A 13167-nucleotide genomic window follows, 5' to 3' on the forward strand; every position below is an offset into this window, starting at 1 on the left:
ATGACCACGGAGCGGATCGACCGGACGAGTGTGGGGCTTCGGTCCGAGCGGGGACCGATCCTGCTGGCGGTGATGCTGAGCGTCGGGCTGGTCGCGATTGACGCGACGATCCTGGCCACCGCCGTACCGTCCGTCGTCGACGACCTCGGCGGCTTCACACAGTTCCCTTGGCTGTTCTCGATCTACCTGCTCGCGCAGGCGGTGTCGGTGCCGATCTACGGCAAGCTTGCCGACCAGCGTGGGCGGAAGCCGATGATGCTGCTCGGCGTCGGGCTGTTCATTCTCGGATCGGTGCTCTGCGGGTTCGCTTGGAGTATGCCGGCGCTGATCGCGTTCCGGCTGGTCCAGGGGCTCGGCGCGGGGGCGATCCAGCCGATCGGGATGACGATCGTCGGTGATATCTACACGGTCGCCGAGCGGGCCAAGGTGCAGGGGTACATCGCCAGCGTCTGGGGTATCTCGTCGTTCGTCGGGCCGACGCTGGGCGGCGTGTTCTCGGACTACATCTCCTGGCGGTGGATCTTCTTCGTGAACATTCCGCTCGGGATGGCGGCCGCCTGGGTGCTGGTCCGCCGGTTCGAGGAGAAGGTCGCGAACAAGACCAGTCACCAGATTGACTACGCCGGCGGCATCCTGCTCGCGGTCGGCGGTTCGCTACTGCTGCTAGGGCTGCTCGAGGGCGGTGTGATGTGGAGCTGGGACTCCAGCAGGAGCATCGTGATCCTGGCCGCGGCGGTCGTACTGCTGATCGCGTTCGTCCTGGTCGAGCGCCGCGCCGCTGAGCCGATCCTGCCGTTGTGGGTGCTCGGCCAGCGGGTGCTGAACTCGGCGAACTCGGCCGCGCTGCTGATCGGGTTGCTGATGATCGGGCTGTCGACGTACGTCCCGCTATATGCGCAGAGCGTGCTCGGTACGTCGGCCCTCGTCGCCGGATTCGCCTTGGCTGCGATGACCTTGGGCTGGCCGATCGCTGCTTCGTTTGCCGGACGCATCTATCTGCGCGTCGGCTTCCGCACCACGATGCTGATGGGCTCGATCATCGTCGTCCTCGGCGCCGGGCTGCTGCTGACGGTCGGGCCGGGGAGCTCCGTCCTGCACCTGGCCGCGGCGTGCTTCGTGATCGGCGTCGGCCTCGGCTTCTCCGCCTCGCCTTCGGTCGTCGCGGCACAGTCGTCGGTGGACTGGCAGACGCGCGGCGTGGTGACCGGCGCGAACATGTTCTCCCGTTCGGTCGGCAGTGCGGTCGGTGTCGCGGTGTTCGGTGCCGTGGCCAACGGGGTGGTGGCCGCGCGTCTCGGCGGTGACCACGAGGACCTCGAGAAGCTGCCGAGCGACGTACTCGCTCCTGCGATCCACGATGTGTACTACGGCGCCGCGGTCGCCGCCGTACTCCTCGTAGCCGCCGTCGTCTTCATGCCGAACCGCGTCGTCGAGCGCCCGCTGTCCAACGGCTGACTAAGTTGGTCGCATGCGTGCGGTCGACTGTGTTGGGGCACTGATCCGGGACGAGCAGCATCGCGTCTACCTGCAGCGGCGTACGGCGGAGCGTCGGCTGTTGCCCGGGATCTGGGACATCGTCGGCGGACATCTAGAGCCAGGCGAGTCGCCGGAGCAGGCGTTGGAGCGTGAGGTCGAGGAGGAGACGGGCTGGAAGGTCCGCGACATCGTCTGGACCGTCGCGGACTGGGAGTGGGAATGGGAGGGCCGCGTACGGCGGGAGGTCGACTACCTCATCACCGTTGACGGCGACCTGACCAAGCCTCGTCTCGAAGCGGGCAAGCACGACGCGTCCGCGTGGGCCGGACCGGACGACCTGGACCTTTTGATGGTCAACCGGACCGACGGCGACCGGCGGCTGCGCGACCTGGTGGCGCACGCGGTCCGGACCAGGTTCACCGACCGCCTGCGGCTGGAGCCGATCACCGGACCTAACGGTGTCCTACCCGGACATGCAGCGGACCTGGCGGAGGTCTTCGCCGATCCCTGGGTGGCCCGCTGGTACGACGCGCACTGGGCACCAGAGGAGGTCGCTGCGCAGGTCGCGAGCATCCAGGCGGGCTGGGAGCGCGACTCCGTCGGCAAGTGGATCGCGTACGAGCGGACCGGCCCCCTCGCCGGTCGGGGCGGCCTCTCGCGGATCCCGGTCGACTCGCCGAGGACCGCGGCCATCGCGGACCTGGTCGGACCGGAGTGGGCGGTCGACCGCCTCGAGCTCGGCTGGGCGTTGAAGGAGTCCGCCCGCGGACGCGGCCTGGCGAGCGAGATCGGCCGAGCCGGACTGGATTTCGCCTTCAACACGCTCGGCGCCCAGGCCGTCATTGCGCTGACCGAGCGCGTCAACACCGCGTCTCAGGCGGTCATGAAGCGCATCGGCATGCAGTACGCCGGTGAGATCCGCGCTGAAGGCTGGGCCGAGGGTTCACCCGACGTACAGCCCGACGCCCCGTTCGCCGTCTACGTCGCCGACCCGTCGGTGCGACGGCGGGAGGTGGACGAGGTGGTCGCCGCGGCGGTCCAGTGGGCGGAGGGTCAGCCGGAGATCCGCGGGATGGCGATGGTCGGATCGTGGGCGCGCGATGCGGCAAGGATGACGTCGGACGTGGACCTCGTACTGCTGACTGACGTACCGGATAAGTATCTGGCCGACGACGACTGGCTGACGGCGTTCGGCGCCGCGGCCGTCGTACGCCGGCAGCAGTGGGGTCCGTACCTGACCGAGGTCCGGATCGCGCGGCCGTCCGGTCTCGAGATCGAGCTCGGCGTCACGGCAACCGCCTGGGCGAACCTCGACCCGGTCGACGCGGGCACTCGGCGAGTGGTCGGCGACGGGATGCGGATCCTGCACGACCCGGACGGGATCTTCGCCCGCCTGCAGCGCGCCTGCGCCGGACCCGAAGCGGACATCTAGCGGTCCACCGCGGTCACGAACCGGGCCAGGGGACCCGGCCGAGCTCGCGACGGTGACGAATCCGCTGGTCGAGCGCGAGTGGCTGACCGGTGACGAGCTGACGGCGGCCGGGTCCAGGGGCTCCGAGTGTGACCGCCCAGGCGCGGCGCTCACACTCGGAGCCGGCCACCTCAGGGGGAGGCTCCCGGTGAGGTGACGGGGGCCTCCGGTGTCCTACCGCCCAGGACACTCGGCCCTGCCTGGCCCGAGGTGTCGGCCAGGAGGTGGTTGGAACGGCTGGGCGGCGGCGATACAGGGAACTCAACCGCCAAGCCCAGCCGGGTTCGGGAGGGCGGTGCGGTCCGGAGCTGAGGAGTGCTCCGGACCGCACCTCGGGTTTCGTCCGGGACTGAGGAATGTCCCGGACCTTCCAGAGCTGCCCCTGAGCGTGAGGAGACCCCAGGGCGCAGCGGACCGGGTCTGAGGAGGACCCGGACGCCTCAAGGTGGTGCGGCTACTACGGGTGTTTCAGTCGGTGGACTCGAGCGGCCCGAGCAGGTCGTTGGTGACCTTCAGGCCGGCAAAACGGCGCCGCATTGCTTGTTCGTAGCGGGCCGCCAGTGGCGCCTCCGCGACGTACTGTGCGATCACGTGCTCGCCGAACCAGACCCGAACCCTGCGCCGGTGCTGTCTCGACGTCACTTCCGCGATGCTCACTACCTCTCACCCCGTAACTCTCAGGCCTTGCAACCAGTTGGACTTACTGGTTGTCATGGCAGTAATGGTGCACGAGCCCACCGTGACCGCTCTAGGACCTGAACCGGACCTTTGCCGGACCTCTTCCGGTCCTCTGACGGACATCTGGGGGACAGCACCTTGTCGTGGGGCATGAGTCGAGACAACGTCTGTACTGACGTGAACGGGAGGAACGATGGCGGGTAGGTACGCGCCAAAGACGGTCCTGGCGCACCTGATCCAGCGCCGGAACCAGACCTACTCCGAGATCGTCGCCGAGTTCGTCGAGCTGGGTGGAACCATCACCGAGCGGCACCTGCGTCGCCTCGCATCGGGCGAGCGCGCAGGGACCACTCCTCAGACCCGGCGCACCCTGCAACGCATGTTCGGCAAGCCGGTCGAGGAGCTCCTCGCGCCGTATGTGCCCGAACAGGCCGCCCAGGTGGTGCCGGCACCTGCCGCGAGTGGACGGATCACGACAGGTAACGAGATGGAGGTTCTCGACATGGCTGCCAGCCGCGCGAGGGCATTTGCCCTCGCGGCCCAGTCCGGCCTCGGAAGCGAGGCCATGGAACAGGTGTACGACGATGTGCGCCATGCCGCCCAGGCGTACCCACAGCGCCCGCTGCCGGAGATCCTCGGCCAACTGGTCGAGACGCAGGACCTGGTGTTCGGCCTGCTGGAGAGCCGCCAGCGCCCGGAGAACCACCGACAGCTGTACTTCCTGGCCGGCGTCACCGGCGGCCTGCTCGCCAAGGCGTCCCACGACCTCGGCAACCCCCACGCCGCGCTGACCCAGGCGCGGACCGCGTTCATGTGCGCCGACAACGCCGACCACCACGGGCTGCGCGCCTGGGTGCGCGGCCTGCAGTCCCTGGTCTCCTACTGGGCCGGCAACCCGCACGACTCGGTGCGGTACGCACAGCTCGGCGCCGGGTACGCCGAGCAGGCCAACAGCACCACCAGCGTCTGGCTCCCGGTCAGCGAGGCCCGTGCGTGGGCCGCGCTCGGCAACCCGGAGGCCACCCGGGCCGCGCTCGAGCGGGCCGAAGAGGCGTGGAACTCGGTCCACAACGACGACCTGGACGACATGGGCGGCCTGTGCACCTTCGGCCGCAACCGCCAGCTGTACTACGCCGCGGACGCGCTCGCGCAGCTCCCCGGCGAGGTCGAGCAGGCCCAGCGGTACTCCACCCAGGCGGTCGACGCCTACACCGACCAGAACCACCCGGAGTGGGCCTTCGGCGACGCCGCCGGCAGCCACGCGGCGATGGCGATCACCCGGATCTCGAGCGGTGAGCTGGACGGCGCGGCCGACGCGCTGGCTCCGGTGCTGACCCTGCCGACCGAGCGCCGGATCAACGGCGTGGTGCACTCGGCCCGCCGGGTCCACCAGGCGCTGCGGCAGTCGGGTCGTGCGGACGACGCACGGGAGCTGCAGGAGGAGATCGAGACCTTCACCCGGACGCCGATGCAGACCTACCCCCGGTAGCCTTCGCGAATGGAACCGCTCAGCGGTGAGCTGACTACACTGCGTGAATTCCGCACCACCGACCTCGAGGACTACCTGGCCATTGCGGGTGACGACCGTGTCACCACGTGGATGGCGTTCGACAGCTACGACCGGGCGAAGGCCGAGCAGAACCTGGCCGGCATCGTCCAGCGGTCCGCCCAGGCGGACCGCCCCGATTACATGCTCGCCGTCACCCGTCCGGACGACGACCATGTGATCGGGTTCGCGCGGATCGCACCGAGCGGTGCCTGGGGCGCCAAGCTCGGGTACGCGATCGGCGCGGACCACTGGGGCCACGGCTACGCGACGGACGCTTCCCGGGTGCTGCTGCGATTCGCGTTCAGCACGCTCGGGCGGCACCGGGTCACGGCCGCGATCGGCCCCGAGAACGAGGCCTCGATCAAGGTCGTCAAGCGCCTCGGCTTCACCTACGAGGGCCACCTCCGCGACCACGTCTTCACCAACGGCGACTGGCGCGACTCCCTGCTCTACTCGCTCCTCGCAGACGAGTACTCACCACGGCCGTGACCTCGTTCGCCTGAGGGCTTGGAGTGGCGGGGAGACTGGGCGTATGGCTGGTTTGACCCCCCTGCGAGATGGTCTGGCGCGGATGATCCTGACGAAGGTCGCAGGTCCGGATCCGCATGCCGAGCGCGACCGGGTGCACAACACGCCCGGACCGCGCTGGTTCGCGCCGGACCGGCCGATTCGCCGGGTGCACGGTGACGCGTCGATGTTCGCCGGCGGACTGCGGGCACTGCTGCTGCAGTCCCTCCATCCGCAGGCGATGGCGGCGGTGGCGGCGCACTCCGGGTACCGGGGCGACCCGTGGGGACGGCTGCGTCGTACGAGCTATTTCCTGGCCATCACGACGTACGGCGCGATCCCGGACGCCGAGGCGGCGATCGAGCATGTCAGGTCGGTGCACGAGCGGGTTCGCGGCACCAGCCCGGACGGGGTGAAGTACCGGGCGTCCGACCCGCACCTGCTCAAGTGGGTGCATGTGGCGGAGGTGGACAGCTTCCTCGCCGCCCACCAGCGGTACGGCGCCCATCCGCTCGACGCGGCGGAGCAGGACCTGTACGTCGAGGACGCCGCGCTTGTGGCTCGCAAGCTGGGCGTGATCGACCCACCGACGACGGTCGCTGAGCTGCAGCAGTTGCTGAACGAGTACCTGCCCGAACTACGCGGTACGACGGAGGCGCGGCAGGCGGCTCGCTTCATGCTGGTGCACCCGCCGGTCCCATGGGCGGCCCGCCCGGCGTACGGCGTACTGACGGCTGCCGCGGTCGGATTGCTCCCGTGGTGGACCAGACTGCCGCTCCGACTCCCGTACGTCCCATTGGCCGAGCAGACCGTCGTACGAGCCGCCGGCGACGGCCTCACCAGAACCATCCGCTGGGCTCTCGCATCACCAACACTGGCAGAAAGCGGCGCGGAGGTATGACGCGCCGACGAGGTTGTCTGGGCTTCCTGCGCCGTAGCGAGCAGGTGCTCGGCGGGCACAGCGCCGCGCAGTAGGCGCAGGAAGCCCAGACATCCTCTAGGTTGTTCTCGTGCCGTTGCGTCCTCATCGTCCTCTCCCTCTGGCTACGCCGGCGGGAGTCGAGGTGCTGACCAGGATTCTGACCCAGGGTCCGATCCCGCGGGTGGAGATCGCGCGCCGGACCGGGCTGTCGCAGGCCGCCGTCACGAAGGCGGTCGCGCCGCTGATCGACGCCGGGTTCGTGACCGACCAGGCGGCATCGCCGGTGGACGGGGACAGCCAGCTCGGTATCGGGCGGCCCGTCAGCCCGCTGACCGTCGTACCGAGCAGCGTCTCGGTGATCGGGGTCAAGGTGACGCCGACGAGCCTGATCGGGGTCACCACGGACTTCACCGCGGGCATCCTGAACATCCGGCACGAAGAGCTCGACGACACCGATCCGGACGTGGTGATCGACCGTCTCGCCGCACACGTGAAGGCACTGATCAACTCGCTGAAGTCCGGTACGGCGGTGGCTGGTCCGCTCGCCGGTATCGGGATCGCGGTGTCGGGTGATGTCGACGCTGCCCACGGCGTCGTGCGGGACTCGCCGCTGATGGGCTGGCGCGGCGTACCGGTCGCGGAGCTGCTCGGCGAGCGGGTGCGCGTGCCGATCGTGGTGTCGAACGACGTACGTGCGCTCACTGTGGCCGAGCACTGGTTCGGCGTCGGGGTGAACGCGGACTCGTTCGCGGTGGTGACGATCGGCTCCGGCATCGGATGCGGGCTCTACATCAACGGCGAGGTCGTCTCCGGCGCGTACGGCGTCTCGGGCGAGCTCGGCCATCTGCCTCTCGCGCCCGGCGACCTGGTCTGCACCTGCGGCCGGCGTGGCTGTGTTGAGACGGTGGCGTCGTCGGACGCGATCCTGGCCCGGACCCGCGAGACGACCGGGCGGGCGGACCTGGACCTCGCGGGTGCGATCAAACTCGCGCACGAGGGCAACGAGCAGGCCCGCGAGGCGTTCGACCGGGCCGGTGAGGTGATCGGCTCCGCGCTGGCCGCGATGGTGAATCTGGTCGGGCCCGAATTGGTCGTGATCGCCGGCGAGGGCGTCGCGGAGTACGACCTGTACGAGGACCGGATGCGGCGCGCCTTCGCCGAGCACGCGTTCGGCGCGGCGGGCGACTGCCGGTTGATGCTCCGCTCCCACACCTTCGACGACTGGGCCCGGGGCGCGGCAGCTACGGTGATCCGCTCGTACGTCCGCGGCGAACCACCGCTGGACCGCTGATCCCCGCGACCAGTTGACGGTCGCGGGGAATCTGCATCAGCTGCGGGCGGCGGCGAGGATCTTCCGCCAGACCTTCTTGTAGGACTCGAGGCCGTCGGCCGCGAGTGGGCCCGTCGGACCGGCGGTGATCGAAACGCGCTCAGGGATGGTGCCCCAGACCGGGATGCCTTCCTGCGCGTACTGCTGCATGGCGTCCTGGTACGAGCGGGTGTAGGTGCGCGCCGAGCAGATCACCAGCCCGGCCGGCACGCCGTCCGGGACCAGCTCCAGCACGGCCTTCACCCGGGGTGTCTCGACACCGCCGACGCGGGTCGGGATGATCACGATCCGGGCCCGTTCGAGCGCCTTGTTCAGCAGGCGTTCGTGCGACGGCGGCATGTCGACGATGCCGATACCCTCCGGCGGCACCTTGTCCAGCGCCTTGTTCAGCAGGCGCTCGGTCGGCGCCTCGGCGATCTCGATCCGGTTGAGTTGGTCGTCCTTGGACTCCGCGATCCAGTCCGCCGCGCTGCCCTGCGGATCGGCGTCGATCAGAGTGGATGTACGACGGTTGGAAGATGCCAGCGCGGCCAAATACACCGACGTGGTTGTCTTTCCGACCCCGCCCTTCAGTGCAGCTGTCACGATGATCATGAACAGAACTTACCCGGTTTTGTCCGATTTCCGGCGTGTCATCGGCGTTGCTCGCGAACATCGTGATAGTTGCCCCCGGCCCGTGTGAACAAGCTCAAGCCCGCTTCAGCCCGGGGTGCCGGAGAATTCCTAGCCCTTCCCCAGCCAGGCGTTGACCTTCGACTGGTTCTGGTCGACCCACTTCTGGGCGGCCTGGTCAGGGGTCAGCTTGTCGACCGCGATCATCCGGGCCACGGCGTTCTGGTCCTCGTTGGTCCATTTGAAGTTCTTGACCAGGTCGTACGCCGGGCTGCCGGAGTCGGCGAACTTCTTCGAGACGATCTTGTCGAGGTCGTACGGCGGGTAGTCGCAGGCGACCTTCGCCGGGTCGGCGTCGCAGCCGGCCTTGTACGCGGGCAGGTTGATCTTCACCAGCTTGACCTCGTTGAAGAACCACTGCGGCTCGTAGAAGTACGCGAGCAGCGGCTTCTTGTTCTTCTCCGCGTCCCGGAACGCCTGGATCAGCGCGGTCTCGCTGCCACTCTGCACGACCTTGTAGTTCAGCGACAGGTTCTTCACCAGCGCCTCGTCGTTCGTCACGTACGACGGGTCGCCGTCGAGCAGCTGCCCCTTGCCGCCGGACTCCGACGTCTTGAACAGCGAGGCGTACTTGTTCAGGTTCTTCCAGTCCGTGATGTCCGGGTACTTCGCGGCCATCCACGGCGGCACGTACCACCCGATGATGCCCTTGACCCCGGTGGATCCGGCCTCGACCGCAACCTTGTCGTCGGTGATGTACTTCTTCTTCAGGTCCTCGTGTCCCCAGTTCTCCAGGTTCACGTCGACCTCGCCGGTGGAGAAGCCCTGCCAGGCGATCTCCTCCTTGAGGTCCTTCTTCACGACCTTGCAGCCGAGATCCTTGGTCGCCACATACGAGACCACCGCGGCGTTCGCCTCATACCCGACCCATGGGCTCACCGTCAGGTTGAACGTGCCGCAGTCCTTCCCCGCCGCGGCCGGCTTGTCCTCCCCGACCTTCTGGCCGCCGCACCCGGTCAGGGCCAGCGCCACCGCCGTCAGCACACCGGCGTACCGGAGCTTCTTCACCGCTTGTCTCCTCTGGTTGTGAAATTCTCGGTACGGCGAGCCGCCGCCTGGGTGATGCGGTCGAGCATGACGCCCAGCAGGACGATAGCCAGCCCGGCAGCCAGCCCCTTGCCGTACAACTCGCTCTGCGCGAAGCCGGCGGCCACGTCGTACCCCAGCGCGCCCGCGCCGACCAGCCCGCCGACGACGACCATCGAGAGCACGTAGATCAGGCCCTGGTTGACCGCGAGCGTGATCGCCCGTCGCGCCACCGGCAACTGCACCTTGCTGATCACCTGCCAGCTGCTCGACCCGACCGAGTTCGCCGCCTCGACCGTCGCGACCGGCACCGCCTTGATGCCATCAGCAACGATCTTCGTGGTCACCGGTACGGCGAACACCACCGCGGCCGCGATCGCGGTGAACCGGCTGGTCCCGAACAACGCCAGGAACGGCACCAGGTACACGAACGGCGGCATCGTCTGCCCCGCGTCGAGCACCGGCCGGATCCAGGTGTCGACCCGTCGGTTGCGCCCGGCCCACACTCCGAGCGCCAGCCCGACAGCGACAACGACGACGGTCGCGAGCAGCGTCGACGCCAGCGTGACCATGCTGTCGTGCCACACCCCGGTCGCCACCAGCAGGCCCAGGCACACCGCTGCCGGTACGGCGCCTCGCCAGCCGCCGAGCACGAACGCGAGCGCGACGACGACCACGGCGACCAGCCACCACGGCGATCCCGTCAGCAGTCCCTCGAGCGGGTTGAGCAGACCGTTCGTGACCGCGTCGCGCACGCCGTACGTGAAGCCGCCGAAGACGTCCTGCACCCAGTTGGTCACGTCCGACGCGATGATGGCGATCCGCGATCCGATGTCGACCTGCGACGGGAACTCGGCCGCCCAGACATAGGTCCGCGAGAACCACACCGCAACCAGCACACCCACCGCTCCGGCAGCGAGCAGCAGACGGCGCCGACGGTTCGCCGTACGCCAGGGACGGTCGCCGGCCGCGGTCGTCACGCGGTCGAGCACGATCGCGATCACCACGATCGCGAGGCCGGCGTTGAACGCGACGCCGACGTCGAGCGTCTGCAGCGCCTTCAGCACGGTCTGGCCGAGGCCGGGCGCATCGATCAGCGCGGCCACGGTCACCATCGAGAGCGCGGCCATGATCGTCTGGTTGATGCCGACGACAACGGTCGACCGCGACATCGGCAGCAGCACCTTGGTCAGCGTCTGCCCGCGCGTCGATCCGAGCGACCGCGCCGCCTCGACGCTCTCCGGCGGCACCGAGCGGATCGCGTGCGCGGTCAGCCGTACGGCGGGCGGCGCCGCGTAGATCAGCGTGGCGATCGTCGCCGCGGCCGGCCCGATCGCGAAGAACAACGTCAACGGCGCGAGGTACACGAACGTCGGCAGCGTCTGCATGAGGTCGAGCACCAGCGTCGCGACCTTGAACGCACGGTCGGACAACCCGGCCCAGATCCCGAGCGGGATCGCGACCAGCAGCGAGAGCAGCACAGCGGCGATCGTCAGCGAGAGCGTGTCCATGCTCTCCTGCCACAACCCCTGCAGCCCGACGAAGCCGAGCCCCGCCGCGGTCAGTACGGCGACCTTCCAGTTGCCGAACGCCCAGGCGCAGTACGCCGAGATCGCGATCACGCCGAGCCACCCGACCACCGGGACCGGGCGGTCGAACGACGGCTGCGAGATGAGGTTCTGCAGCAGGACGACGAAGTGGTCGACGGCGATCCGGATCGCGTCGAAGAAGACGTTGCCCTGGCCGACATCGTCGCGGTGCTCGGTCAGCCAGCGGTGCAGCGCGGTCGTCTCCTGACCGCCGAGGACGAGCGTGTCGATGCCGCGCAGGACGAAGTACAGCGCGACCCAGACGACGAGCAGCACGCCGACGACGACGCTGCGGCGGGGTCGTCGTACCTCGATCTCGACCGAGCCGGTGATGGAGGCCATCAGTTCGTGTCCGCGACGACGGCGAGGATCTCCTCGTCGCCGATCACCCCGAGCAGCGTGCCGGCGTCGACGACCTTGACCGGGCGATCGGACTCGAGCACCAGCCGGGTCGCCTCCCGGACCAGCACATCCGGGCCGAGCTCCGGCCCGTCGAGTAGCTCGTCCGGCCGCGGCTTACGGACGATCCAGCGCAGCGTGAGGACGTCGGCCCGCGGTACGTCGCGGACGAACTGGCGCACGTAGTCGTCGGCCGGCGCCCCGACCAGCTCGTCGCCGGTGCCGAGCTGGACCGCGGCGCCGTCGCGCATCAGCAGGATCCGGTCGCCCAGCTTGAGCGCCTCGGACAGGTCGTGGGTGATGAACACCATCGTCTTGCCGACCTCGCGATGCAGCCGCACCACCTCGGTCTGCATCTCGCGCCGGATCAGCGGGTCGAGCGCGGAGAACGGCTCGTCGAACAGCAGTACATCGGGGTCGTTGGCAAGTGCCCGCGCCAGCCCGACTCGCTGCTGCATGCCGCCGGACAGCTGCTCGGGGTAGAGGTGCTCGTTGCCGGCCAGGCCGACCAGGTCGATGACCTCCTGCGCGCGCCGGCGCCGGTCCGGCTTGCTCTCGCCGCGGATCTCCAGGCCGTACGAGACGTTGTCGATCACCTTGCGGTGCGGCAGCAGCCCGAAGTGCTGGAAGACCATCGAGAACTTGCTCCGCCGCAACGCCCGCAGCCGCTTCTCGTCGGCCGCACGCAGGTCCTCACCCTCGAAGACCAGGCGGCCGGCGGTCGGCTCGATCAAACGCGTGAGACAGCGGACCAGCGTGGACTTGCCCGACCCCGACAGACCCATCACGACGAACACCTCACCGGGCGCGACGTCGAAGCTCAGGTCGCGCACCGCCGCCGTACAGCCGGTCTTCGCGTACAGCGCGGTGCGGTCGAGTGCGGCGAGGTCCGGACGGCGGGGAACGCGCTGCGCCTTCGGTCCGAACACTTTCCACAGATCCTGGACGGACAGCAGCGCGTCAGAGTCCTGGATGTCGGGGTATTCAAGCTGAGCGGTCACAGGTAAACCCTCGCATCCCCGCAGGCGGACACAGCGTGAACCGGGACTTTACCCAACAGCAAGGCCCCCGACTCACGTCAGGGCTGGTACGGCGGCGCCTCGCCCCAGCCCCAGTGCGGGACCGGCGCCTTCGGCGGCGGGGTCGCGCCCGGCTGGGAGTTGGCCAGCGCGATCCGGGTGCCCCACTCGATGTAGGCGACGAAGGCCGAGCGGAACTCCGGGTCGTCGGGGAGACCGGCCGGATCGGCGCTCTGGGCGATCAGGGCCGCCCAGCGGGAACGCTGCTCCTCGGTGATCCCGAGGTTGAGGTGATGCCCGAGCATCGCCGGGTACCCGCCGAGCTCGTCGGTGTAGCGGCTCGGGCCGCGGAACACCTCGCTCAGCCAGATCGCCACGTGCTCGCGATGCTTGTCGCTCATGTGCGCGAAGACCGGTGCGAGGATCGGGTCCTCGAGCACCTTGTCGTAGAAGACCTCGGTCAGCCGGCGCAGCGCGTCGTACCCGCCGGCCCAGTCGTACAGCGTGGGAGTAGTCACGTAATTATGTA

Annotated in this window: 12 protein-coding genes; 6 read left to right on the plus strand and 6 right to left on the minus strand. The window is 69.0% G+C overall.

Features of this window, described 5'->3' with window-relative positions:
- Together AB0J62_RS35755 and AB0J62_RS35760 are read left to right on the plus strand one after the other, a co-directional pair.
- Positions 1-1455, plus strand: coding sequence for an MDR family MFS transporter (locus tag AB0J62_RS35755; RefSeq protein ID WP_363881141.1), 1455 nt, complete (start codon positions 1-3; stop codon positions 1453-1455).
- Between the two features lie 13 nt (positions 1456-1468).
- Complete coding sequence (locus AB0J62_RS35760; RefSeq protein ID WP_363881142.1) at positions 1469-2908, plus strand: GNAT family N-acetyltransferase; 1440 nt, start codon at positions 1469-1471, stop codon at positions 2906-2908.
- A gap of 507 nt (positions 2909-3415) precedes the next feature.
- Here AB0J62_RS35760 and AB0J62_RS35765 read toward each other — a convergent pair.
- Positions 3416-3604, minus strand: coding sequence for a hypothetical protein (locus AB0J62_RS35765; RefSeq protein WP_363881143.1), 189 nt, complete (start codon positions 3602-3604; stop codon positions 3416-3418).
- A gap of 214 nt (positions 3605-3818) precedes the next feature.
- Between AB0J62_RS35765 and AB0J62_RS35770 the strand changes: the two genes are divergently transcribed.
- The 4 genes from AB0J62_RS35770 to AB0J62_RS35785 all read left to right on the plus strand — a co-directional run bounded on the left by AB0J62_RS35770 (position 3819) and on the right by AB0J62_RS35785 (position 7894).
- Positions 3819-5114 (plus strand): XRE family transcriptional regulator, encoded by a 1296-nt coding sequence (locus AB0J62_RS35770; protein WP_363881144.1) that lies wholly within the window; start codon positions 3819-3821, stop codon positions 5112-5114.
- Positions 5115-5123: 9 nt separating this feature from the next.
- Positions 5124-5663 (plus strand): GNAT family protein, encoded by a 540-nt coding sequence (locus AB0J62_RS35775; protein ID WP_363881146.1) that lies wholly within the window; start codon positions 5124-5126, stop codon positions 5661-5663.
- A gap of 43 nt (positions 5664-5706) precedes the next feature.
- Positions 5707-6582 (plus strand): oxygenase MpaB family protein, encoded by an 876-nt coding sequence (locus AB0J62_RS35780; RefSeq protein WP_363881149.1) that lies wholly within the window; start codon positions 5707-5709, stop codon positions 6580-6582.
- 163 nt (positions 6583-6745) lie between these two features.
- Positions 6746-7894 carry an ROK family transcriptional regulator gene (locus AB0J62_RS35785; RefSeq protein ID WP_363881151.1) on the plus strand — a complete coding sequence of 383 codons (1149 nt, stop codon included), beginning with the start codon at positions 6746-6748 and terminating at the stop codon, positions 7892-7894.
- A gap of 36 nt (positions 7895-7930) precedes the next feature.
- On the opposite strand, the gene AB0J62_RS35790 is transcribed toward AB0J62_RS35785, so the two are convergent.
- The 5 genes from AB0J62_RS35790 to AB0J62_RS35810 form a co-directional block, all read right to left on the minus strand.
- Complete coding sequence (locus AB0J62_RS35790) at positions 7931-8527, minus strand: ParA family protein (RefSeq protein ID WP_363881153.1); 597 nt, start codon at positions 8525-8527, stop codon at positions 7931-7933.
- Between the two features lie 129 nt (positions 8528-8656).
- Positions 8657-9613, minus strand: a complete 957-nt coding sequence (locus AB0J62_RS35795; RefSeq protein ID WP_363881155.1) for an ABC transporter substrate-binding protein — start codon at positions 9611-9613, stop codon at positions 8657-8659.
- Positions 9610-11562 (minus strand): ABC transporter permease subunit, encoded by a 1953-nt coding sequence (locus AB0J62_RS35800; protein WP_363881157.1) that lies wholly within the window; start codon positions 11560-11562, stop codon positions 9610-9612. Before AB0J62_RS35800 ends, AB0J62_RS35795 begins: the two co-directional genes overlap by 4 nt.
- Positions 11562-12620 carry a glycine betaine/L-proline ABC transporter ATP-binding protein gene (locus AB0J62_RS35805; RefSeq protein WP_363881159.1) on the minus strand — a complete coding sequence of 353 codons (1059 nt, stop codon included), beginning with the start codon at positions 12618-12620 and terminating at the stop codon, positions 11562-11564. The genes AB0J62_RS35800 and AB0J62_RS35805 overlap by 1 nt, the downstream gene beginning before the upstream one ends.
- 77 nt (positions 12621-12697) lie before the next feature.
- Positions 12698-13156, minus strand: coding sequence for a group II truncated hemoglobin (locus AB0J62_RS35810; RefSeq protein WP_363881161.1), 459 nt, complete (start codon positions 13154-13156; stop codon positions 12698-12700).
- Between the last annotated feature and the right edge of the window lie 11 nt (positions 13157-13167).

This window comes from Kribbella sp. NPDC049584 (genome assembly GCF_040675555.1).
GTDB lineage: Bacteria > Actinomycetota > Actinomycetes > Propionibacteriales > Kribbellaceae > Kribbella.

Bases quoted from the DNA above. Each gene is read 5' to 3' on its own strand.
- AB0J62_RS35755 (WP_363881141.1), top strand. From the start codon at position 1: ATGACCACGGAGCGGATCGACCGGACGAGTGTGGGGCTTCGGTCCGAG.
- AB0J62_RS35760 (WP_363881142.1), top strand. From the start codon at position 1,469: ATGCGTGCGGTCGACTGTGTTGGGGCACTGATCCGGGACGAGCAGCAT.
- AB0J62_RS35770 (WP_363881144.1), top strand. From the start codon at position 3,819: ATGGCGGGTAGGTACGCGCCAAAGACGGTCCTGGCGCACCTGATCCAG.
- AB0J62_RS35775 (WP_363881146.1), top strand. From the start codon at position 5,124: ATGGAACCGCTCAGCGGTGAGCTGACTACACTGCGTGAATTCCGCACC.
- AB0J62_RS35780 (WP_363881149.1), top strand. From the start codon at position 5,707: ATGGCTGGTTTGACCCCCCTGCGAGATGGTCTGGCGCGGATGATCCTG.
- AB0J62_RS35790 (WP_363881153.1), bottom strand. From the start codon at position 8,527: ATGATCATCGTGACAGCTGCACTGAAGGGCGGGGTCGGAAAGACAACC.
- AB0J62_RS35800 (WP_363881157.1), bottom strand. From the start codon at position 11,562: ATGGCCTCCATCACCGGCTCGGTCGAGATCGAGGTACGACGACCCCGC.